Here is a 20,884-nt window from a genome sequence, read left to right as displayed (position 1 = left end):
CCTAAAGGATAAACCTTATATGAAAAATGGCCGTTTTTTTGGTTATGACATTTGTCCAGAAATGATTGAAAAAGCGCAAAATATGCACGGTAGTGATGATCGAGCCTTTTTTGAGATTTTACCATTCCCAAACAATATGGCCGACTATTCCTTCGCTTCAGGCACATTTAATATGAGGGCAACAGCTAGTGAAGAAAGCTGGACTGAATTTGTAAAAACATCAATCTGTGAGATGTACAATAAGTCAAAAAGAGGGGTCGCGTTTAATTTATTAAGCCAAAACAATGCACAAGAAGAATGGTTATATTATGCTGATGCTAACAGTTTTCACCAATTTTGCCTATCCACACTTTCTGAGAAATCTGAAATCATTTTCAATAAAAAGGAAACCGAATTTACAATCTTAGTTACTCGTTGAAATCATATAAATTGAATTAGAGCGGGGAGGAAACACCCCTTTATCTAAACTCCGTTTCCTCCTCGTTTTTTTCTCAGGTGCCAGATATGAAAAAGTTTAATGTTACGCGTTCGGTTGCACTTTCTCAGCCAGTTGAGCTTACTGACAAGCTAGAATCTTCCTTAAGTGAAATTTCAGCAATATCAGAGTATAGGCTACAGTCTCCTACACGTTTGAAAATCGAATATGATTTAAACAGTGTTGATTTTTCAGACCTTCATTCGAAGTTTGAAAATATTGGGCTTTGTGTGAAAAATTCAATCTTCCATAAATTGTTATATGCATATTGGTCAATGTCAGATCAAAACATACGGGCAAATCTCAAAGTCCCTGCCCATTGTTGTAACAAAGCTCCAAAATAGGTAAACCCAAGCTCATCACCTTATGACAGTTCCCATCAGAAAAGCATGCTCAACAAAGGCACAGTCCGGTTCATCTTCACCATGGCATTTATTGACTGCACGAACTAGAGAAGCTTCCATTTGTTGGAATTCCAAGATACGTTCCCGGACCCTGGTTAACTGTTTTTCAGCTATGTTTTTTACTTTTTTACACGAGACGTTCTGAGTGGAAATCATTGCTAAAAGCTCAGCGGTTTCATCTAGGCTGAATCCCAAGCTTCGGCTATTGCGAATAAAAGACAGTTGTTGGACATGAAGTGCTCCATATTGCCTATGACCACCATTGGTACGCGGTGGAGACGTTAACAGCTTTAATTTTTCATAATGGCGAATAATTTCGACGCTGCAATTGCCAATTTTCGCCAGTTCACCAATACCCATTATTAAACCTAAAATAAAATGCTTGAACCTGTAATTATTGCAGATTGTATGATGAATTTTATTAATTTCAAAATCACAAATACGAGAGCACAATGAATGATAAATCTTGGTTGAAAACAGGTGTCGTAGGCAGCATTGCAATGGCAATATGTTGTTTTACGCCTTTTCTTGTCATTGTTCTTGGCGGTATTGGTCTTTCGGCTTGGTTAGGATGGATTGATTGGCTTCTCCTTCCCTCTTTAGGAGGTTTTGTTTTCATTACAATCATTGCCCTGCTAAGACTTAATAGAAAGAGGACATGCAAATGACAATTCTTGAAACAACAATCACCTGCCCGAAATGCGGACATCAAGAGAAAGAAACAATGCCTACAGATTCATGCCAGTATTTCTATGACTGTAAAGGCTGTGGAACAGTATTGAAACCACATCAGGGAGACTGTTGTGTTTATTGTTCTTATGCAGACATCCCTTGCCCACCCATTCAAGAAGGAAAATGTTGTTCTTAATTTTCAGGATGTTGAACCCGGACAGTACGAGTATGACATGTCCGGGATTTAGTTTTTCATGATGATGTGGCTGGGGTAAGGCTTGGTACAGCCTCTTTATCCTCTTTGTTGCCACCACAACAGCTATTCTGTTGTTTTTCATCAAGTTGCTTTGCAAGTTCTTCAGCAAAACCAGGCCCATTGTTTGTATCTGATCCGACCATTCCAGTTTGGATCACAGTTGCGGCTGCAGCTCCAATTTTATCGACCATGTTTCTTCTCCTTAACTTTATGAAAATGCGTATTTCAGTGGCTCAATTAAACAGGCAAAAGTATTCAGAAGTTTGTCACTCCTGTCTGAACTCACATCAAACTTGTGACAATCTTTTACCAGTCCCGGTATTGAAAAAGTTTGTCACCAAATAGGAGGGAATAGACATCTTGAAGCAACAATGCTGATGTTAAATAGCTCGCATGTAACGACAATCAATGTGGGCCAAAATGAAAATTGTAACCAAGATTTCCCTGAACGTATTTCTACCGGCATTATTGGTTTTGCTTTCCTTGATGGTTTTCAATCATTATCGAAGTGACCAATTAAGTAATATGCTTTCTGAACATGAACTGCATGCCTTAAGCAAAAGCTTTCAAACATCTCTTGAGAATGAAGCGAAAGGACTGAAAACAGTCGCCTCTCTCTTAAATGAACGTATTGATATCCAGCGGGCTTTTGAAAGTGACGCAGAAAATGACTTAGCTGAGAAATCAAATCAGCTAACAGGGGAATTAAGTCAATTTTATCATATTGACGCTGTAAATCTTTCCAAAGCTATCGTAGCCAATGATAAAGAGGAAGATCACGGATCTTCCCACAAGAACGCAGCTTCTGGGCATGGTCTTTCAATTCAAAATGGGCAGTTGCAATCAGAAGCCAGTGGAAATGTGAGTATTGAAGGTCGTGCCATTGGCAGCGTTACATTAACGGCGCCAATCAATTTCTCTATGCTTGAACACTTTAAAGAGGCATATGATGCCGATGTCGTGTTGATGTTAGGGACCAATATTCAAAGTAGCTCGATAGTTGCAGCGACCATTGATGAAGCGGACCAAAAGTCATTGAGGGAAGCATTAATTGTTTCAGCAAAAACAGGACAGAACAGGTTGAATCTCTCTGTTAATGGAAAGCCCTCAGAAAGCCTGAGTACACCATTAAAAGATAAAGATGAAAAGACGATTGGATTTGTCAGTGTCATCTTAGATAAATCGAGCGCTGCAACCATTCAATCTGAAAATATGACGCTGTCCATTATTTTTGGCGTGGTTATTTTGAGCTTGGTTGTGATTTCGACCTATTACTTTGCAAAACGCTTAACATCTCCCGTGCTCAGCATTTCTGATGCCTTAACCAAACTCACAAACAATGAAACGGACTTCATTACGCCTGGATTAAATCGCAATGATGAGTTTGCCTCAATTGCAATTGCCCTTGATAAATTAAAGGGAACACTAAAAGAGCGTAACGTTCTGCAAAAAGAAAAAGAACAACATCAACGGGCACAAGAAGAAGAACGTGTGGAGATGGAAAAAGCTATTCAAACCTTTGAAAATGATATTTCTGAGATTTCAGAAGATATTGTTCAACTCGTCAATGTATTGGAAACATCCTCTTCGACAATGTCAGGAGCAGCAGAAGAAACAAACCGGTTAAGTAGTTCTGTCGCATCTGCAGCTCTTCAAGCGGAAGCCAATGTGAAAGAAATTTCCGAAAATTCTGAAGTCCTGGTCGATACAATCAGCGGAATAGGCACGCAAATTGGCAATACGTCATCAATTTCCCAACAAGCTGTATCTGATGCCAAAAATGCTACAAATAAAATTGCTCAATTGGAAGCTGCTGCTGATGAAATTGGAACAGTCGTAAACCTGATCAATGATATTGCAGCCCAAACCAATTTATTAGCACTGAATGCAACGATTGAAGCAGCACGTGCTGGAAATGCTGGGAAAGGATTTGCTGTTGTTGCAAGCGAAGTGAAAAACTTGGCAAATCAAACAGCACGAGCAACTGAAGAAATTGTCACTCAGATTTCCGGTATTCAAGGTGAAGCAGCAGGTGCTGTATCTGCAATCAACCAGATATCGGACACGATACAGAATATCTATACTTTGGCCTCAGAAGTCCAAGACCATGTTGAAGATCAGAGACAGGCGACAGCTAGTATCGCTTCAAATTCGAATCAAGCTTCTGAAACATCAAGTGAAGTTTCAGAGAATATTGAACAGGTTGCGTCATCAGCAAAATCGACTGGTGATGCAGCAGGTCATGTCCAAGGTGTTGCTGAGAAATTGCAGTGCAGAAGTGATCAATTAAGCCAGTCTGTAAGCGTTTTCTTGAAACGCGTTACTAGGGACACTTAAAATGAAAAACATACTGTTCTTAATCAGTATATTGATACTATTTGGACTGTATATTTATTTTGACTCAACTGGACTTCTGGAAACCTTCTTTGATACAAAAGAGCTTAAAAATGCTGTTCAAGAATTGAGGGATTTAGGGCCAATAGCGATCATTATTTTGATGACAACAGCTATTGTGCTTGCTCCCTTGCCCAGTGCACCTATTGCTTTGATCGCAGGTGCACTTTATGGACATCTTTGGGGAACTATTTATATTCTTATTGGTGCTGAGTTGGGTGCAATAATTGCGTTCGGTCTAGCTCGTTATTTTGGACACGAGTTCCTAAATAAATGGATAGATACTGAAGCTATCTCAAGACGTTTTTTGGGGTCTCAAAATGTTATTATGGGAATTGTCTTTATCTCAAGACTTCTTCCGTTTGTGTCATTTGATATTGTAAGCTACGCAGCTGGTTTATCGTCGATCTCAGCATGGCGCTTTGCCATTGCGACTTTAGCGGGGATCATTCCAGCGAGTTTTCTATTGGCTCATTTCGGAGAAGAATTCTCTTCATTTAATACAGAACGTATAGTCATTTCAGTACTTGTACTCGGATGCATTATGGCTCTACCGGTTGCTATTAAAATATGTAAACGGAGATTAAAAACCTAAGCATACCTTCAATCCTGCTGTGTTTGGAATCGCCGGTTTGACTGGAATTAGATTCTAGGCCCAAATGTCTATATTTTGTCCTCGACCAGTCTCAGGTGACGGACGTGAAAAGGGAACGGATTTTCGCAAGATGATCCGGTTCTTGTTTTCTATGACATCATTGTTTGCCCCAATTTGGGGATTGGTTTCATTCCCTTTGTGATGATTAGCTGTAGATGCAGTTTGTAAAACAGGTGATACATTTGCATTGTAGCGAAAAGCCTGAACGCTTCCTGTATCTGGGATAAGAAGAGGGTTTAGCAAAACTGCATATCGTTCATAATCAAGTGGCGCTGTAATATTCATAACAAAACCTAGCTGAGTTCTTGCTTTGGGTTATGATTTCAAAATTAGCACAGCCGTTTTACTCATTTTTTTCAGCCAAGTTGTTTGTCAGACTTTGTCACAATTTTTTTTTGAGTTGGAAAAGTTTAATTAAATTCTAAAAAACCTCATTAGTGTATGTAGTCTCGATCCTTTCTAGAAATTAAGCAATCTGCTGAAATTGACACACTTTGTTACAATTTGGCACAACTTGACTCAGTTTTGAAAAAACTCCGCCACATTCCTAAGGCACATTCCCCATCGTAGTTTTTTGCGCTGCAAAAGGCTTTTGGTGAATGAAAGGAAGAAGAATGTTGAATACTGGTGTTTCTCAATGGGGTGTAGGCCTATGAATAAAATTCGGGCCTTAGCCGTTAGCGCCCTTGCGTTAAGCCTTATGTCGTCTGGTGCTTTCGCACAGGAGTTGACATTGTCAGAAGCTGAAAAGCTGACCTTGGAAACTGATCCTCTTTCACGAAAATTCCAAAGCAGTGCATTGGCACAAGAAGACCTTGCAGTTTCAGCTGGGCAATTACCTGACCCCAAAATCAGTTTAGGGGCGCTGAATTTACCGACTGATACATTCAATACTGATCAAGAAGCAATGACCCAGTTTCAGGTCGGCATCACCCAACAAATCCCGAATTTTGATGTTCTGGATGCAAAGACCGAAATTGCAACAGCACTTTCCCGAGTTGATAGAGCAAATGAAGAAGCCCGTAAGCTTCTCTCATTAAAAGCTGTGCGTTTGTCTTGGCTTGATGCGATTTATTGGAAGAAAGCTCTGCTCATTCTAGAGGATTACAAAGACCTCGTTGAAGACGATATCCGTTCAGTCCAAGCAATTTACAGTTCGGGCCGTATAAGTGCACAACGTGTAATCGCTGCAGAACTTGCGTCCAGTTTGTTAGATGATCGTTCTCTTGGCGCAATCAAAAATTTGGATATTGCAAAAGCAAATCTGAGTAAATGGACAGGGGAAAATATTGCAGCGCGAACACTTCCTGAGCACACCCCCGTTTTTGCAAAACCGTTTAAAGAAGATGACTTTCTACGAGCTGTAAAAAATCACCCAACTTTGAAGGTGTTTAATCAGAAAGAGGCTGTATGGGAGCGAAAAGTTAAATTGGCTGAAGCTGATTATGGTCCAAAATTTGGTGTAGGTGCTTCATATGGTTATCGACAAGATACGCCTATGGGTGAAACAAGATCTGATTTAGTCAGTCTAAAATTTTCGATGAGTTTGCCATTTTTTACCGGGCCTCGACAGGACCGCAAACTAAGTGCACGTAAACATCAGGCTGCCGCCGCTCGCCTTCGTGCAGAAGAGCAATTGCGTGAATTAACCCGTCAATATCATATTGAAACAGCAGCATATGAACGCACACAGCAACGCCTATTAAACTTCGATGAGCAAGTTTTAAAACGTGCCAAAGATAACGTCTCAGCTGCAATCACAGCATATCAATATGAAGCCTCAGATTTTGATGCGCTCGTTCGTGCACGTGTTTCTGAACTGGAAGCACAATTGAAACGACTTCGCCTCGAAATCGATAGTTCAAAATCCCTCGTCCGCCTTCAATATCTTCAAGGAGAAACACTGTGAGTTCTAAAACAGTGATCATCGCCCTATCCGCTGGATTATTGGGCGCAATTGGCATGTATGGTGCCCAACAATCAGGAATGCTCGGCGGTTCAGCCAGTTCCATGTCATCAAGCGAAAGTGCTGAGAAAAAAGTTCTTTATTGGGTGGCTCCGATGGATCCGAATTTCCGTAGCGACAATCCGGGCAAGTCCCCAATGGGGATGGATTTGATCCCTGTATATGAAGGTCAGGAAAATAATGATGATGATTCCGGTGCCATTAAAATCAAACCGTCTGTTGTAAATAACATCGGTGTGCGTACAGCACCCGTAGAACGGTTGGATTTGTCACGTAACATCGAAACGGTTGGCTATCTTGATTATGATGAAAGTAAAATTCAACAGGTCCATGTTCGCTCGGACGGTTGGATCGAAAAACTAGCTGTAAAATCCGTTGGTGAACGGGTCAAACGTGGTCAATTACTTTTTGAATATTACACACCTGATTTGGCCAATGCCCAAGCAGAATACCTTCAAGCCTTACAAACTGGGCGTAAAGGCCTCATTGCGGCTTCAGCAGAAAGGTTACGTGCTTTAGATTTTGGTCGTGCTGAGATTAATGCGCTTCGCAAAAATCGTAAAATCCAACGACTGGTTAAAGTTCGCGCTCCACAGGATGGTGTGGTGTCTTCTATGAATGTGCGTGATGGCATGTACATTACCCAAAAGAAAAGCACATTTACATTAGCAGATCTTTCATCGGTATGGTTGCTTGCTGATGTTTTTGAAGATCAGGCCCAAGCTGTAGAAGTCGGCCAAGAGGCAAGAATGAACTTGTCTTATGCACCAGGTAAGCATTGGGAAGGAAAAGTTGAATACATCTATCCAACCCTTGATGCCAAGGCACGCACACTCAAAGTTCGTTTGAAGTTTGACAACCCGAATGAAGAACTCAAACCGAATATGTATGCCAAAGTCAGTATTTCTGGCGTGGGCAAAGATGATGTTCTCACAGTACCGCGTGAAGCTGTTATTCGTTCAGGGAAAAGGGATCGTTTGGTTCTGTCTCTCGGGGAAGGACGTTTCAAATCTGTTGAAGTCATTAGTGGTATTGAAGCTAATCAGCGTATTGAAATTAAAAAAGGCATATCCGAAAATGACACTGTAGTGACGTCTGGCCAGTTCCTTATTGATTCAGAAGCAAGCCTGTCTGCCAGTATTCAACGCCTTTCAGATACGGAAGAAGCTACTGAGGGCGAAGAATCAAAGCCCGCACCATCTACAATGGCTAAGGTAAATACACTTATGGCTGATCATGGCATGGTCAACTTGACCCATGAGCCCATTCCAGAAATTGGCTGGCCGGCCATGACCATGGATTTCAAACTCCTGCATGATGCATCACTAGAGGGTCTAAACGAAAATGACTCTGTTCATATCACGCTTGCCCAGGATGAAGAGGGCATGTGGGGTATTTCTAAAATCATGGAGATGACGGGTCCAAAAATCGAAGCTTATGGGGAAGGTGTCATTAATTCCGTGTCTGTTGAAAATGGCATCATCAATATGAAGCATGCTCCTATCCCGGAAATCGGCTGGCCTGAAATGGAAATGGATTTCACCAAGCTCGGTGATTTTGATATCGCAACCTTAAAAGCCGGTGACAAAATTCGTTTTGGGCTGAGTAAAGATGCAGAAGGTATGTATGGCCTAGGCTCTGTTGAAGTGATGGAAAAGGGTAACGCCCAATGATTTCCAATATCATTCAATGGTCAGTAAATAACCGATTGATCGTTATTTTGCTGACAATCCTATTCGTCGGATGGGGGGCGTATTCGGTGAGTAAAACACCGCTTGATGCAATTCCCGACCTATCAGATGTTCAGGTTATTATAAAAACAAGCTACCCAGGTCAAGCTCCCCAAGTTGTGGAGGATCAAGTTACCTATCCACTAACCACAGCGATGCTGTCTGTACCTGGTGCGACAAATGTACGTGGTTATTCCTTCTTCGGTGATTCATATGTGTATGTGATTTTTGAAGATGGTACGGACCTCTATTGGGCGCGTTCACGTGTGCTTGAATATCTCAGTCAAGTAGCCCCGAACCTACCACCAGAAGCGCGTTCTGCATTGGGACCGGATGCAACAGGCGTTGGCTGGGTCTATCAATATGCATTGGTAGATAAATCAGGTAAGCATGACCTCTCTCAACTGCGCTCCATTCAAGACTGGTTCTTAAAGTTTGAGCTTCAAACAGTTCCCGGCGTATCCGAAGTTGCCACAATTGGCGGGATGGTGAAGCAATATCAAGTGATCGTGGACCCCGATAAACTTCGTGCATTTAGTATTCCTTTAGCCAAAGTTCGTATGGCCATTAAGAATGGCAACAAAGAAGTTGGCGGTTCTGTTATTGAAATGGCAGAAGCTGAATATATGGTACGTGCGACCGGCTATATTCAATCCGAAGATGATCTGCGTGCAATCCCACTTGGGGCAACCTCAACGGGGACACCTATCACAATGGGCGATGTCGCCGATATTCGCGTCGGTCCACAATTGCGCCGTGGTATCGGTGAATTGAACGGTGAAGGTGAAGCTGTTGGCGGCGTCATTATTATGCGTTGGGGTGAAAATGCCCTAACAACCATTGATGCAGTCAAAGCAAAAATTGAAGAATTAAAGAAAGGTCTGCCCGAAGGAGTCGAGGTTGTAGAAACTTATGACCGTTCAGGCTTGATTGAACGCGCCGTAGAAACATTACAAGAAAAGTTACTTGAAGAATTTCTTGTTGTTGCCCTTGTTTGTGCAATCTTCCTTTTCCATGTTCGATCTGCCCTTGTCATTGTAGCCAGTTTACCTGTCGGGATCATTGCCGCCTTTATTATCATGGGGCAGCAAGGGATCAATGCCAACATCATGTCCCTTGGCGGGATTGCCATTGCCATTGGTGCCATGGTTGATGCTGCCATTGTGATGATTGAGAATGTCCATAAACATATGGAGAAAACCGAACTGACGGATGAAAATCGATGGCGGGTTATTTCTCAGGCAGCAGGTGAAGTGGGTGCGCCGCTCTTCTTCTCTCTTCTGATCATTACATTAAGTTTTGTGCCAGTATTTACATTAGAAGCACAAGAAGGCCGTCTTTTCTCACCTTTGGCATTTACAAAAACATATGCAATGGGTGCGGCGGCTATTCTTTCAATCACTTTGGTCCCGGTTCTTATGGGGTACTTCATTCGTGGGCGTGTTGTTCATGAACATAAAAACCCGGTAAACCGTGCTTTGATTGCCATGTATCGTCCCTTTATCAATACGGCATTACGTTTCCCCAAATCACTCATCATTGTTTGCCTTGCGCTTGCAATGACAGCGGCCTGGCCCCTGAAAAATTTGGGTAGCGAGTTTATGCCAGAATTGGATGAAGGCGACCTTCTCTATATGCCAAGCGCATTTCCAGCCATTTCGGTTGGTAAGGTGAGTGAGGTTGTCCAGCAAACCAATAAATTGATCAAAACAATCCCTGAAGTGGAAACCGTTTACGGTAAAGCGGGTCGTGCAGAAAGTGCAACAGATCCGGCACCACTGACCATGATTGAGTCAACGATTAAGCTGAAGCCCAAAGATCAATGGCGCGAAGGCGTAACCATGGATGATTTGAAGAAAGAATTGAACCAAATCGTCAACGTGCCAAGCCTGACCAATACTTGGATCATGCCGATTAAAAACCGGATTGATATGTTGGCGACAGGCATTAAAACACCTGTTGGTATCAAAGTCGCGGGGCCTGATCTTGACGTTATTGCCAAAGTTGGTGAAGAAATTGAAAAGGTTGTTAAAAATGTTCCAGGTACAGCATCTGTATATGCAGAACGTGTAACTGGCGGTCGATACGTCACTGTTGATATTGACCGTGCTGCAGCCTCACGTTACGGCCTGAATATTCAAGATGTCCAAGATGTCGTTAAAACCGCTATTGGTGGCATGACCGTGACACGTACCGTTGAAGGCCGTGAACGTTACCCCGTCAACCTGCGTTACCCCCGTGATGTGCGTGATTCTGTTGATCAGGTCAAAACATTACCCATCGTCACGCCAAGTGGTGCACAAATTCCATTGGCAGAAGTCGCCGATGTGAAGGTTGTGGGTGGCCCTGGCATGATCCGTTCTGAAAATGCGCGCCTTAACGGTTGGATCTATGTGGATATTGCTGATCGTGATCTTGGTTCCTATGTGGTTGATGCGAAGAAAGCTGTCGCGGATCAAATTAAGTTGCCTGCGGGTTATTCGATTGCATGGTCTGGTCAGTATGAATTTATGGAACGCGCAAAACAAAAACTGTCAGTAGTTGTCCCTGTCACAATTGCCATCATTGTTGTTCTGCTCTTCCTCAACTTCAAAAACTTGATTGAAGTCGGCATCATCATGGGGACGTTACCTTTTGCCTTGGTCGGTGGCGTTTGGCTCCTCTATTTGCTGGGATATAACTTCTCAGTTGCTGTTGGGGTCGGCTTTATTGCGCTCGCAGGTGTTGCTGTTGAGATCGGTGTTTTGATGCTGGTCTATCTCAATCAGGCTCTAGATAAAAAGATGGATGCCATTCCTGATCGTAGGATTTCTTATGAAGACCTGAACCAATCCGTGATCGAAGGGGCCTTACTCCGTGTGCGTCCGATTATGATGACTTTCTCTGTTGTCATTGCCGGTTTGCTCCCGATCATGTTCGGTTCAGGTACTGGCTCGGAAGTCATGCGACGAATTGCTGCGCCAATGGTTGGCGGCATGATTAGTGCGACCGCACTTGCTCTTCTAATTATTCCAGCTGTGTTTGTTATTTGGAAGCGCGCGCAGATGAAAAAAGCGGAAAAGAAACTAAAAAAACTGGAAGCTCAAGAAGCAGCTTCCTGATCCTTACCCCTTATTTACAACTCCACTAAAGGAAAGACTAAAATGAAAAAAACACTCTCAATTGCTATGGCTGCCCTTACAATTGGCTTTATGAGCACAGCGGCACTTGCCGGTTCTGATCACAGTGATATGAAAAATATGAAAGGCCATGAAATGAACATGGCTGGCATCAATGCGACCGGTAAGGTAAATGCGGTTAAAGACGGTAAGGTCAACATCTCCCACGGTAAAATCAAAGAGCTTGGTTGGCCTCCAATGAAAATGGACTTTGCTGTTGCTGAAGGTGTTGACGTCAGCAAAGTTAAACCAGGCCAGGATGTCGAATTTACATTAGGTAAAGGTAAAGGTGGTATGTACGAAATCATGGGCATCAAAATGGCTCACTAATACGTCGACCATAATGATTTAAAAGAGGTGCTTTAATAGCGCCTCTTTTTTTTGTTTTATAACAGTATATTAGGATGAAATATTTTGTTTCAAATTAAGATGTTTTTGTCGCAAAAAGAAACATTTATGACAAACAACTGACAAGCCTATCCATCATATTCCTTTTTAGCGAAACACACTAACCTAACAAAAGGAAAACTTATGAAACGCTCTTCACTTTTTGCAATCGCTATTGCCGCTACTACTGCTATGTCTTTCGGTGCTCAAGCCGGTTCAGTCATTGAATATTCTGATACTTGGAAACCGGGTTTCACCTATGATGACGGGACAAGAAATTACACACGCATGAAATATGTTGAAAAAGATACCGGGTATTATCCTAACAGCAAAATGATGACGGTCACAAAGGTATCGAACTCTCCAATGCCTGGTTATGAAGCTGATGATAATGGGACCTACTTCAAAGTTGTTCAGATACCTAATCCCAAGTATGGGACAGATATGGTCAGTAAAGGCCCTCATGAACAAACAGAACCGGCGGCAGATCATTCATATGATGATGACAAAGGAGTGTTCTACAAATTCGAGACACATTAAAAAACCGAACTTCTTCATCTTACATTTTGAAATCAGCTGGGCCTTGGCCTGGCTGATTTTTTATTTAGCGACTTCACTAAATATCATAAATAAAAAGCAAAAATGCTTCATATTTAGCGCCTTCGCTAAAAAAGTTGAAATTTTGAGAAAAATAGGTGATATTTAGCGTCTTCGCTAAATATAGGTGTTTTATGATTATTTCTGATCCTGCTGATATTGGACGTCTCATTAAAGAGAAACGTATTACAATGGGCTTAAGGCTTGAAGATGTTCATCTGGCCACAGGTATAGCTATGTCAACCTTATCAAAGATTGAGAATTCGCCTGGTACAAAGCGCTTAGAAAATATTCTGGCTATTTTAAATGTTCTAGACATCCAATTGATAGCAGAGAGTAAGTAAGATGGTTTTGGATGTTTATCTAGCTGACCACCTCGTTGGCAAACTCAGAGAAACTCAGATGCACGAGTATGAGTTAGAAGTGCTCGACCATAGCAAAGCCATCTCAAACCAGTTCATTGGTATTGAGAACCCTATCCCTTTTGATATTTGCGGCCCCTTCTTTGAGAACATTCTTCCTGAAGACAAGCGTAAAGCCAAAATTTGCAAGGCTCTAGAGGTTCACAAAAAAGATGATTTCAATCTACTCTCAAAGATTGGACGGGAAACAGCTGGGGCAATATCAGTTGTTCATGAAGGTGCAAAGCCAAACATTTTAGATACGCCTGATCTAAATACACTAACTCATCAAGAATTGATTGATAAAGCCAAAGGTGACATTGCAGGTATAAAATTCAAAACCCGCATTTCACTTGCCGGTGCTCAAGCAAAGGCATCTATTGTCCTAAACGACAGAGACCTTCCGGAAACAGAAGAAACAAAAACAACGGCATTTCCAATTTACACATGTGAAAATCGTAGTCTCAGTAATTTTATAATTAAGCCTGAAGTGAACCCTGACCTTCCACATAGTGTGGATAATGAGTACTTTTGTATGACCTTAGCAAGAGAAGTGGGAATTGATGCTGCTGACGTTTACAAATGTTTTTTGCATGGGGAAAAAGGGCTTATCCCAGCCTTATTAATTAAACGTTTTGATCGTTATGAAACTGAGGGGCAAGTGCGCCCCTATCATATGGAAGACCTGTGCCAAATCTTGGGCCTTTCACCAGATTACAAATATCAAGAATATTCTGCAGTGACAGGCAACGATACTGGACCGGGCATTTCAAATCTCGTAAACATTACGAAAAAGGGTAAAAACGTTATTCATGGGATTCAACAGATTATTAAATTAGTTATCTTCAATTATATCGTTGAAAATCAGGATGCTCACGGTAAGAACTTTTCATTTATATATAAAGATGAAGATAAATTTGAATTCGCACCTGCCTATGACCTTATATCAACATGTCTCTACGATGAAATGAATGAAGATCTCGCAATGCACATCGGGGGAGAATATAACCCTGCAATTGTAGGCAAAGACCATTTCCAAAAAATGTGTAAAGAAACAAAACTTGGCTTCTCTTCGTTTAAAAAGGAAGCCGAAAAAATGATTGGGACCCTAAAGCCTCTAATTGAAGAAACCCAGAAGACAAAAGGCAAAGCGACAGCCGAGCGTAAGATTGCAGAAGTGATGGCCATGCGTTGTTATCATCTGTCTCAAGAATTTGGTTTTGATTTCGATTTCAACTGGGATGAAGACATAAAATCAAACGCATTCCTCAATCCACAAATTGATGGATAGAGGGCTCTGTTTCTTAAGATGCAAGCTGATCATAGTCTCCGATAAGCAGAACGTCAAAACCCGCATCTTCAATTGTTTCGATAATATTAGCTAGAGAAGTTACTTCTGGATCGTATGAAACTATTACAGATTTTTCTGTATGGGATGCTGATACGTGCCCAATGCCATTCTCTGCATTTAGCTGTTTTTCAACATTAGCTGCACATCCGCCACATTTCATACCGTCAACTTTAAGCGTGACTGTTTGCATTTGAATACTCCTTTAAAACTTGTCTGATCTTAAAATGGTCAGATCATCAGAAATATGCAAAAGCATAACTGTAGCAAAGTGTGACAAGTCCTGGGATTGACAAAAACTGTCACCAAGTAATGGGTTTCCAGACACACTTCAGACAAGGAAGTGCGGTTTAATACACTTGATCAACAGAGAGATTGCCCTTCTCTCGTGAATTGCCCCTCTGAACGAAGGTGGGAAACAAAACGATGATGATATCCTCCAATATAAACCATCGTTCCCCTTTCCACTTTCGTTCACCCTTTTGAAAACGGAGATAAATTATGAAACACCTCAAATCATTCTTTGGTTCCCATATGGGAATGATGTTGGTTTGTTGTATTGCAATGGTTGGAGCCTACTTCGTGTTTGCCAGTGGTATTGCAGAAGGAAGTACATTAGCCGCTTTGGCTCCGTTAATTGCCTGTGTAGGCGTTCATTTCCTCATGATGAAAATGACAGGAAAGAGTTGTCATGATTCTCATGATGGAGAAAAAAAGCAGACGAAACAACTGAACGCAAACCATCACGGCATCCCTAAAACCAATCCATAAACCTGGAAAGGAGTTTGTCATGGGCAGCCACCATAGCATTCACCTTCATCATGTATCAGAACAGGCTGAAAGAAAAAAAACTCACTATGTTTCCACATATACGCCTGTTCTGATCGCTTTAGGCCTGATAACAATTTTATTTAGTGCATACAGTTTTTTAAATTTTGACAGCCCGGATGAATCGGTTGGAAATAACACACCGATCTTTTCCCTTCCTCCCGTCGAAGGAGAAGTTTCAGGGTTGAACTCAAATGACTTCCTTGGTCAGTATTCTCTGGTCAGCGTTTTTGCTTCCTGGTGTGAAGAATGTCAGGAAAATCATAATTTCCTTTTAAAATTATCAACTGAGCAGGGGCTTCCTGTTTACGGCCTGAATTATAAAGACCGACCAGAAGATGCCCGTTTATGGCTGGATCGTCACGGTAATCCATTTACCAAGATCGGTGCCGACCTTAATGGAGAAGTTGCTTCAAAATGGGGAGTTTATGGTTTGCCGGAAATCTTCCTTTTAAATAACAAAGGCCAAGTCGTTTATCGACATATGGGCAGCATGGATATTGATCGTTTTAATCAAGACGTTTTACCTTTGATCACCAAATATGGAAAGCAGGATGAGCATATATACCCCCCAGAATACAGATGAACTTCAAGCATATTTGAGAAAAGCATGGGAATATCCCATTCTATCTGCTGAAGAGGAAAAGAAATACTTATCGGACTTTCTTCATGCCCAATGTCCATCAGCAGCAGAAACCCTTATCACCAGTCATTTGCGTCTGGTTGTTAAAATTGCGATGGATGCAAAAGGCTATGGATTGCCTGTTGCTGATTTGATTGCAGAAGGAAATATAGGTTTACTCAAAGCACTCCATAAATTCGATCTATCAAAGGAAGTCCGGCTTTCTACTTATGCGATGTGGTGGATCAAGGCCTCTGTAAATGATTTCATTTTAAAGAACTGGTCACTGGTTCCTTTGGGGACAGTGAATGCACAAAAGAAACTGTTTTTCTCATTGAGACGAGTGAAACGGGAGCTTGAAATTATCGACAATGGTGAACTGAGCAAAGATCAAGCCCAGAGAATTGCAACAAAAGTTGATACCAGTGTTGAAGATGTGCAGCAAATCAATAAACGTCTATCTGGTCGGGATCAGTCGTTAAACGCACCCATCGCAGATAATACCTTTTCCCAGCATCAAGACCTCTTGGAAGATGAAGGACCAAATCAAGAAGAAGTTTTAGTGGTTCGTCAAGAAACAGCGATAAAGAAAAAGGCAATAAAAGCTGCTTTGCGTCGTCTTGAAGGTAGGGATCGGGAAATTGTGAAAGCAAGATACTTAGCTGAAGAACCATCTTCACTGAAAGAATTGGGGCAACGTTTTGGTATTTCCAGTGAACGTGTTCGTCAATTAGAGGTTCGTGCTCTGGAGAGTATTTCAGCTTTCATTCAACGCCATGTCACATACAGACAAATTTGCCATGGGAACGCATAGCTCCCTTTAAGAGAGTATTTTGTGACAAAGTTTGTCAACTCCCCCTTTTGCCACACTTTGTCATTTACTTGTGTGTTTCAGACATACTTGGGACACGTCTATTCGCAAAAATACGGGTAATGAAAGGATGATGAAATGGGTGAAATTGTTAACTTGAATTCAGTTTCCAAGGTGAAACAAGAGGTACCACTTATTGCCCGTGCCATCGTTATTGAATCGTTAGAGGAATTACGCGAAGCCATGACCGAAACACTTGGATATGCAGAGCTGGTTGGATGCGACATTGAACAAGTTCGTAAATGTATCAAGGTTATGGCTGACAGTATTGAACCTGAGGAAAATGGGGGAGAGCACTCGTGAATTTGAGGGCATTTGTAAAATTATCAGCAGTATTAGCCGGAGGATTTCTTTCTGTATCAATCGCGCAGGCAGAAGATCCAAAACAGGACATTTTTCTACACCAGTTGAAAGATGTCAGTGGAATTGTGTTCAACCCAAAAGATAAAGAAAATTTTACCGTGGCAACACCTCATGGTGTTTTCACAGTTAGAGAAAATGGCTTGGTCAAAAAGTTAAATAAAAACACAGGCTATTTCATGGAATTGATATCCCATCCCAATAATCCGAATACCTTATTTGCAAGCGGCTATGTAAGTAAAACGGAAAAAATGGGTGTTGTTAGCTCAAAAGATGGGGGCCGGAACTGGCAAAAATTAGGTGACGGTGCAAACGGTAAAGCCTCTTTTTATACTATGGCGATCAGTGCAGTTTCCCCGCGTATTCTTTACGGGGTTGATGAAAATATACAGGCCAGTGCAGATGGCGGTAAGACCTGGACAGTTGTGAGCCCTATTCAAGGGGAACGTATGTTTGAAATTGCTGTTTCCCCCTTAAAGCCTAAGACGGTCTATGCAGGTACTTTCAATGGTCTTTTCAAAAGTGAGGATGGAGCTAAGACGTGGAAAAGCATTGGACCCGTCGATAAACCTGTCGCTTCTCTGCAAGTTACAAACAAGGGGCAGATACATGCCTTTATCTATGATTACGGTTATGTCACAGCCTCTGAAAAAGATTTGAAATGGAAACGCCATGCTAAAGAATTTCAGAAACGCGCCCTGCTAAACGCAACCATTGATCCGCGAAACCCACAGCACATTTATGGTGTCTCAGACACTGGTGCGATGATGATTAGCAAAGATGATGGTGAAACATGGGGAAGTTTCGAAGGCAATCAATATGCTTCAATTGACCGGATTAAAGCAGGTAAAACACTATATGAAGATAATTGTGTTGCCTGTCATGGTGAAAAAGGCGTGGGTGAAAACCCCGCAGACCCAAGAGTTGTTGATGAAGAAGGCTTGCCATTAGCACCTTCGCTCAACGATACAATGCATGCATGGCATCATTCAGATGATCAGATCATGTCAACGATCCTGAACGGTGTTGAGCGCAATGAACGTATGATTGCCTGGAAAGAACATGATGTAAGTGAAGAGGACGCAAAAAGTCTTGTCGCGTACATTAAAAGTCTTTGGAACTTCAACAGCTTGTCGTGTCAGGGTCCACGACATATGAGCTGCATGCATTGAGGAAGAAACAGTGATGCGTCTTTTCCTCATCATTACCGTTATGACAATGACTGTTTTCACTTCGGTGTCACAAGCACAAGAGTTTGATGCCAATGCAACATATTCTGAGTTCTGTGCGGCCTGTCATGGTTTTGACGGGAGTGGTATGAGTGTTGAAATCCCTGATTTCACAGACGATCAGAACCGCTTAAGGAAAGACGAAAACATCCTTACAAAAATTATCATGGAAGGTGTGGAAGAGGCTGATGGTACCGTTTTGATGCCAGCATTTGGAGGAGCCGATCCATTCTCAACAGAACAATCTCGTGAACTCATTAAATACTTACGTGAGAACTTTGGGTCATGAGAATTATGGAGAATATAAAAATGCAAAAAACACTTTTCTCAATTGCTGTTGCTGCAACAGCTTTTATGTCTATCTCAGCCTTTGCCGAACCGTTTATCTATGTCGCTGCTGGAAGTGCCAATAAAGTGCTGGTTATTGATAGTGAAAACAATCAGGTCGTAAATGAGTTTGACGGTATCAGGAACCCCCATGCTTTAGCGATCACACCGGATGGAGAATATGTAATCTCAGCTAGCCTTGCCGCAAAAAAGAATGAGATGGGTAAGATGGAAGGTACACTCTTTGTCATTCATCCTGAACATGGCCACATCATGTCGACGCGCCCGCTGCCGGGTATGGTTCATCATCAGGCGATTAAACCTACAGGGCGTTATGTTGTATCGACTCACCCGACATTAGGTGGGGTGAGTATTACGGACCTCGATGGCTCCCCAAATGATATTTTCCTAAAAACGGGCAACGGACCAAACTACACTGTTTTCACAAAAGACGGTGGACGTGCATTCATTTCTAATACAGGTAGCGGAACAATTTCTGAGGTAGATACCGTGACATGGAAGGTTATACGAACCTTGGATGGCGGCCCTACGCCAGAACATCTTGCGTTATCTAAAGACCAGAAGAAACTTTACAGCGTCAATGCAAAAGCTGGAACAGTCTCTGAAACAGATATTGCATCTGGAAAAGTTACACGATCATTTTCTATCGGTAAGGGTGCGCATGGTTTGGATCTGTCGGAAGATGGACAGTCGATGTATGCGACCAGTAAAAAGAGCGGTGTTGCTGTAAAAATCGATATTGAAAATGAAACACGAACAGAAATTCAACTTGCGCCCTCTCCTTATCACCTTGAAGCGTTAACTGGGACTGGCAAGGTTTTTGTTTCCAGCAGTAAATCTCCAAAAATCTGGGTGATCGATGCTCAAACCTTCAAACCTGTCGATGAAATCGCCATATCGGGTGAAGGCCATCAGATGGTGTTAAGCGCATCCCATACGGATTGATTTATGATGTCGTTAACAAAGAGCACCTGCCAAATTATATTCTTGAGCGTCATTTTTATGCTCAGTCTAATTACGATCAATGACGCTCACTCTCAGGGTTTGAATGATAAAGAAAAGGCAGAAGTCCGGAAGCTTGTGAAAGAGACCATACTGCAGCAACCAGAAATAATCTTGGAAGCCTTACAGCTTTTGGAACTGAAAAAACAAACAGCAACCAAACAGCGTATCGATGAGGTGTTGGTATCCAAAGCCAATGAAATCTATTTTCACCCAGACGATCCCGTCGGTGGAAATCCAAATGGGGATGTCACTCTTGTTGAGTTTTTTGATTATCGTTGCGGTTACTGTAAACGTGTCCATGACACGGTCTTAAAGCTCGTTAAAGATGATGGAAATATTCGATATGTATACAAAGAATTCCCAATCTTAGGCGCTGAATCTGTTTTTGCAGCAAAAGCCGCGTTAGCTTCAAACTACCAGAAGAAATATACTGCATTCAGTGATCTTCTAATGCGCAGCCGGGGGAAATACTCCAAGGAGAAGGTTTTCAAGATTGCTGAAAAAGCAGGGCTTGATATTCCTCAGCTTGAACAAGATATGAATAAGCATGAAGATCTTATCAACAGTATCGTTCAACGAAACTATGCCCTTGCACAACAGCTCGATATTACTGGAACACCAGGCTTCATTATTGGAAATACTATTATTCGCGGGGCAGCAGATTTTAATACATTGAAAGTGGCTGTTAAGCGGGCCAGAAATTCAAAAAAGAAAGAGTGAGACTATTAATGAGCTTTTCAGAACAAATTCCTAAAATTGTAATTGTCGGACTGTTAATCGGCGGTGTCGGTGTTGTCGTAAACAATATGATGTCAGGTTCCAGTGATGCTGCTGTTGTCGATGTAGAAATGCCAGGAAAACTGTCCGCAAAAGCGGTTAAGGGTAAAAGAACATTTTCCGAGAACTGTGAAGCTTGCCATGGTGAAAATGGCGCAGGTTCTGAACAAGGCCCGCCTTTAATCCATAACATCTACAATCCTGGTCATCATGGTGATGAATCCTTTTACCGTGCAGCAGTTTCTGGTGTCACAAGCCATCATTGGAAATTTGGTAATATGCCGGCACAGCCTCAGGTATCCAGATATGACATGGAGAATGTTATTAATTTTATTCGTGAGATCCAGGTTGAAAATGGCATCCGATATCAAGCTCATAAAATGTAACCCCTCTAAAATAAT

General features: G+C 41.9%; 26 protein-coding genes. 22 read left to right on the top strand and 4 right to left on the bottom strand.

The window, feature by feature from the left end; all coding sequences use genetic code 11:
• Both Q397_RS0117630 and Q397_RS25085 read left to right on the top strand, forming a co-directional pair.
• Window positions 1-418 (top strand): class I SAM-dependent methyltransferase (locus Q397_RS0117630; protein ID WP_028880534.1); only part of this gene is annotated, 418 nt, incomplete at its 5' end.
• Window positions 419-504: 86 nt separating this feature from the next.
• Window positions 505-819, top strand: a complete 315-nt coding sequence (locus tag Q397_RS25085; RefSeq protein WP_156950773.1) for a hypothetical protein — start codon at window positions 505-507, stop codon at window positions 817-819.
• A gap of 15 nt (window positions 820-834) precedes the next feature.
• Here the strand turns inward: Q397_RS25085 and Q397_RS0117625 are convergent, their stop codons facing one another.
• Window positions 835-1,239, bottom strand: coding sequence for a MerR family DNA-binding protein (locus tag Q397_RS0117625; protein ID WP_051610278.1), 405 nt, complete (start codon window positions 1,237-1,239; stop codon window positions 835-837).
• Window positions 1,240-1,331: 92 nt separating this feature from the next.
• Between Q397_RS0117625 and merF the strand changes: the two genes are divergently transcribed.
• The gene (gene merF, locus Q397_RS24805; protein WP_084149111.1) at window positions 1,332-1,547 is read left to right on the top strand and encodes a mercury resistance system transport protein MerF; all 216 of its coding nucleotides are present in this window, start codon (window positions 1,332-1,334) and stop codon (window positions 1,545-1,547) included.
• Window positions 1,538-1,747, top strand: a complete 210-nt coding sequence (locus Q397_RS25515; protein WP_084149110.1) for a GDCCVxC domain-containing (seleno)protein — start codon at window positions 1,538-1,540, stop codon at window positions 1,745-1,747. The genes merF and Q397_RS25515 overlap by 10 nt, the downstream gene beginning before the upstream one ends.
• A gap of 56 nt (window positions 1,748-1,803) precedes the next feature.
• On the opposite strand, the gene Q397_RS23240 is transcribed toward Q397_RS25515, so the two are convergent.
• The gene (locus Q397_RS23240) at window positions 1,804-1,998 is read right to left on the bottom strand and encodes a hypothetical protein (protein WP_038014617.1); all 195 of its coding nucleotides are present in this window, start codon (window positions 1,996-1,998) and stop codon (window positions 1,804-1,806) included.
• A gap of 229 nt (window positions 1,999-2,227) precedes the next feature.
• Between Q397_RS23240 and Q397_RS24460 the strand changes: the two genes are divergently transcribed.
• Window positions 2,228-4,144 carry a methyl-accepting chemotaxis protein gene (locus Q397_RS24460; RefSeq protein WP_169738014.1) on the top strand — a complete coding sequence of 639 codons (1,917 nt, stop codon included), beginning with the start codon at window positions 2,228-2,230 and terminating at the stop codon, window positions 4,142-4,144.
• A 1-nt stretch (window position 4,145) separates the two neighbouring features.
• Window positions 4,146-4,796 (top strand): TVP38/TMEM64 family protein, encoded by a 651-nt coding sequence (locus Q397_RS23230; RefSeq protein ID WP_038014614.1) that lies wholly within the window; start codon window positions 4,146-4,148, stop codon window positions 4,794-4,796.
• A 54-nt stretch (window positions 4,797-4,850) separates the two neighbouring features.
• Here the strand turns inward: Q397_RS23230 and Q397_RS25080 are convergent, their stop codons facing one another.
• On the bottom strand, window positions 4,851-5,141 hold the full coding sequence (locus Q397_RS25080; RefSeq protein WP_156950772.1) for a hypothetical protein: 291 nt from the start codon (window positions 5,139-5,141) through the stop codon (window positions 4,851-4,853).
• Window positions 5,142-5,589: 448 nt separating this feature from the next.
• On the opposite strand from Q397_RS25080, the gene Q397_RS0117605 reads away from it, so the two are divergent.
• The 7 genes from Q397_RS0117605 to Q397_RS0117575 all read left to right on the top strand — a co-directional run bounded on the left by Q397_RS0117605 (window position 5,590) and on the right by Q397_RS0117575 (window position 14,386).
• Complete coding sequence (locus Q397_RS0117605) at window positions 5,590-6,765, top strand: TolC family protein (protein WP_169738013.1); 1,176 nt, start codon at window positions 5,590-5,592, stop codon at window positions 6,763-6,765.
• Complete coding sequence (locus tag Q397_RS0117600; protein ID WP_028880530.1) at window positions 6,762-8,495, top strand: efflux RND transporter periplasmic adaptor subunit; 1,734 nt, start codon at window positions 6,762-6,764, stop codon at window positions 8,493-8,495. Before Q397_RS0117605 ends, Q397_RS0117600 begins: the two co-directional genes overlap by 4 nt.
• Window positions 8,492-11,653 carry an efflux RND transporter permease subunit gene (locus Q397_RS0117595; protein WP_028880529.1) on the top strand — a complete coding sequence of 1,054 codons (3,162 nt, stop codon included), beginning with the start codon at window positions 8,492-8,494 and terminating at the stop codon, window positions 11,651-11,653. The genes Q397_RS0117600 and Q397_RS0117595 overlap by 4 nt, the downstream gene beginning before the upstream one ends.
• 42 nt (window positions 11,654-11,695) lie before the next feature.
• The gene (locus Q397_RS23225; protein ID WP_051610274.1) at window positions 11,696-12,040 is read left to right on the top strand and encodes a copper-binding protein; all 345 of its coding nucleotides are present in this window, start codon (window positions 11,696-11,698) and stop codon (window positions 12,038-12,040) included.
• Window positions 12,041-12,241: 201 nt separating this feature from the next.
• Window positions 12,242-12,637: a hypothetical protein gene (locus tag Q397_RS0117585; protein ID WP_028880528.1), complete on the top strand. Its 396-nt coding sequence runs from the start codon at window positions 12,242-12,244 to the stop codon at window positions 12,635-12,637.
• A gap of 191 nt (window positions 12,638-12,828) precedes the next feature.
• Window positions 12,829-13,038 carry a helix-turn-helix domain-containing protein gene (locus Q397_RS23220; protein ID WP_038014611.1) on the top strand — a complete coding sequence of 70 codons (210 nt, stop codon included), beginning with the start codon at window positions 12,829-12,831 and terminating at the stop codon, window positions 13,036-13,038.
• A gap of 1 nt (window position 13,039) precedes the next feature.
• Complete coding sequence (locus tag Q397_RS0117575; protein ID WP_038014608.1) at window positions 13,040-14,386, top strand: HipA domain-containing protein; 1,347 nt, start codon at window positions 13,040-13,042, stop codon at window positions 14,384-14,386.
• A 13-nt stretch (window positions 14,387-14,399) separates the two neighbouring features.
• On the opposite strand, the gene Q397_RS0117570 is transcribed toward Q397_RS0117575, so the two are convergent.
• Window positions 14,400-14,636, bottom strand: coding sequence for a heavy-metal-associated domain-containing protein (locus Q397_RS0117570; protein ID WP_028880526.1), 237 nt, complete (start codon window positions 14,634-14,636; stop codon window positions 14,400-14,402).
• Between the two features lie 308 nt (window positions 14,637-14,944).
• On the opposite strand from Q397_RS0117570, the gene Q397_RS23215 reads away from it, so the two are divergent.
• From Q397_RS23215 to Q397_RS0117525, 9 genes are all read left to right on the top strand, one after another.
• Window positions 14,945-15,214: a DUF2933 domain-containing protein gene (locus Q397_RS23215; RefSeq protein WP_051610273.1), complete on the top strand. Its 270-nt coding sequence runs from the start codon at window positions 14,945-14,947 to the stop codon at window positions 15,212-15,214.
• 19 nt (window positions 15,215-15,233) lie between these two features.
• Window positions 15,234-15,857 carry a redoxin family protein gene (locus tag Q397_RS23210; RefSeq protein ID WP_051610271.1) on the top strand — a complete coding sequence of 208 codons (624 nt, stop codon included), beginning with the start codon at window positions 15,234-15,236 and terminating at the stop codon, window positions 15,855-15,857.
• A complete protein-coding gene (locus Q397_RS0117555) occupies window positions 15,826-16,707 on the top strand; it encodes an RNA polymerase factor sigma-32 (protein WP_028880525.1) in 882 nt (293 codons plus the stop codon). Before Q397_RS23210 ends, Q397_RS0117555 begins: the two co-directional genes overlap by 32 nt.
• A gap of 135 nt (window positions 16,708-16,842) precedes the next feature.
• Window positions 16,843-17,067 (top strand): hypothetical protein, encoded by a 225-nt coding sequence (locus tag Q397_RS0117550; protein ID WP_028880524.1) that lies wholly within the window; start codon window positions 16,843-16,845, stop codon window positions 17,065-17,067.
• Window positions 17,064-18,296: a c-type cytochrome gene (locus Q397_RS0117545; protein WP_156950770.1), complete on the top strand. Its 1,233-nt coding sequence runs from the start codon at window positions 17,064-17,066 to the stop codon at window positions 18,294-18,296. Before Q397_RS0117550 ends, Q397_RS0117545 begins: the two co-directional genes overlap by 4 nt.
• Before the next feature lie 13 nt (window positions 18,297-18,309).
• Window positions 18,310-18,642: a c-type cytochrome gene (locus tag Q397_RS0117540; protein WP_028880522.1), complete on the top strand. Its 333-nt coding sequence runs from the start codon at window positions 18,310-18,312 to the stop codon at window positions 18,640-18,642.
• Window positions 18,643-18,662: 20 nt separating this feature from the next.
• Entirely contained in the window at window positions 18,663-19,646 is a 984-nt protein-coding gene (locus Q397_RS0117535; protein WP_028880521.1) for a YncE family protein, read from the top strand.
• Between the two features lie 3 nt (window positions 19,647-19,649).
• Window positions 19,650-20,426 carry a DsbA family protein gene (locus tag Q397_RS0117530; RefSeq protein ID WP_051610269.1) on the top strand — a complete coding sequence of 259 codons (777 nt, stop codon included), beginning with the start codon at window positions 19,650-19,652 and terminating at the stop codon, window positions 20,424-20,426.
• A gap of 8 nt (window positions 20,427-20,434) precedes the next feature.
• The gene (locus Q397_RS0117525) at window positions 20,435-20,869 is read left to right on the top strand and encodes a c-type cytochrome (RefSeq protein WP_028880519.1); all 435 of its coding nucleotides are present in this window, start codon (window positions 20,435-20,437) and stop codon (window positions 20,867-20,869) included.
• The last annotated feature ends 15 nt before the right edge of the window (window positions 20,870-20,884 follow it).

The organism is Terasakiella pusilla DSM 6293 (assembly GCF_000688235.1).
Taxonomy (GTDB): Bacteria; Pseudomonadota; Alphaproteobacteria; order Rhodospirillales; family Terasakiellaceae; genus Terasakiella; species Terasakiella pusilla.
This window is presented reverse-complemented; position numbering and strand designations above follow the sequence as displayed.

What these genes read in the sequence shown, in the direction of transcription:
- Q397_RS0117550 (WP_028880524.1), top strand. Translation starts at nt 16,843, where the DNA reads ATGGGTGAAATTGTTAACTTGAATTCAGTTTCCAAGGTGAAACAAGAG.
- Q397_RS0117585 (WP_028880528.1), top strand. Translation starts at nt 12,242, where the DNA reads ATGAAACGCTCTTCACTTTTTGCAATCGCTATTGCCGCTACTACTGCT.
- Q397_RS0117525 (WP_028880519.1), top strand. Translation starts at nt 20,435, where the DNA reads ATGAGCTTTTCAGAACAAATTCCTAAAATTGTAATTGTCGGACTGTTA.
- Q397_RS0117595 (WP_028880529.1), top strand. Translation starts at nt 8,492, where the DNA reads ATGATTTCCAATATCATTCAATGGTCAGTAAATAACCGATTGATCGTT.
- Q397_RS0117535 (WP_028880521.1), top strand. Translation starts at nt 18,663, where the DNA reads ATGCAAAAAACACTTTTCTCAATTGCTGTTGCTGCAACAGCTTTTATG.
- Q397_RS0117555 (WP_028880525.1), top strand. Translation starts at nt 15,826, where the DNA reads ATGAGCATATATACCCCCCAGAATACAGATGAACTTCAAGCATATTTG.
- Q397_RS0117625 (WP_051610278.1), bottom strand. Translation starts at nt 1,239, where the DNA reads ATGGGTATTGGTGAACTGGCGAAAATTGGCAATTGCAGCGTCGAAATT.
- merF (WP_084149111.1), top strand. Translation starts at nt 1,332, where the DNA reads ATGAATGATAAATCTTGGTTGAAAACAGGTGTCGTAGGCAGCATTGCA.
- Q397_RS0117575 (WP_038014608.1), top strand. Translation starts at nt 13,040, where the DNA reads ATGGTTTTGGATGTTTATCTAGCTGACCACCTCGTTGGCAAACTCAGA.
- Q397_RS25080 (WP_156950772.1), bottom strand. Translation starts at nt 5,141, where the DNA reads ATGAATATTACAGCGCCACTTGATTATGAACGATATGCAGTTTTGCTA.
- Q397_RS0117540 (WP_028880522.1), top strand. Translation starts at nt 18,310, where the DNA reads ATGCGTCTTTTCCTCATCATTACCGTTATGACAATGACTGTTTTCACT.
- Q397_RS23240 (WP_038014617.1), bottom strand. Translation starts at nt 1,998, where the DNA reads ATGGTCGATAAAATTGGAGCTGCAGCCGCAACTGTGATCCAAACTGGA.
- Q397_RS0117570 (WP_028880526.1), bottom strand. Translation starts at nt 14,636, where the DNA reads ATGCAAACAGTCACGCTTAAAGTTGACGGTATGAAATGTGGCGGATGT.
- Q397_RS23225 (WP_051610274.1), top strand. Translation starts at nt 11,696, where the DNA reads ATGAAAAAAACACTCTCAATTGCTATGGCTGCCCTTACAATTGGCTTT.
- Q397_RS24460 (WP_169738014.1), top strand. Translation starts at nt 2,228, where the DNA reads ATGAAAATTGTAACCAAGATTTCCCTGAACGTATTTCTACCGGCATTA.
- Q397_RS23220 (WP_038014611.1), top strand. Translation starts at nt 12,829, where the DNA reads ATGATTATTTCTGATCCTGCTGATATTGGACGTCTCATTAAAGAGAAA.
- Q397_RS0117530 (WP_051610269.1), top strand. Translation starts at nt 19,650, where the DNA reads ATGATGTCGTTAACAAAGAGCACCTGCCAAATTATATTCTTGAGCGTC.
- Q397_RS23230 (WP_038014614.1), top strand. Translation starts at nt 4,146, where the DNA reads ATGAAAAACATACTGTTCTTAATCAGTATATTGATACTATTTGGACTG.
- Q397_RS23210 (WP_051610271.1), top strand. Translation starts at nt 15,234, where the DNA reads ATGGGCAGCCACCATAGCATTCACCTTCATCATGTATCAGAACAGGCT.
- Q397_RS25515 (WP_084149110.1), top strand. Translation starts at nt 1,538, where the DNA reads ATGCAAATGACAATTCTTGAAACAACAATCACCTGCCCGAAATGCGGA.
- Q397_RS23215 (WP_051610273.1), top strand. Translation starts at nt 14,945, where the DNA reads ATGAAACACCTCAAATCATTCTTTGGTTCCCATATGGGAATGATGTTG.
- Q397_RS25085 (WP_156950773.1), top strand. Translation starts at nt 505, where the DNA reads ATGAAAAAGTTTAATGTTACGCGTTCGGTTGCACTTTCTCAGCCAGTT.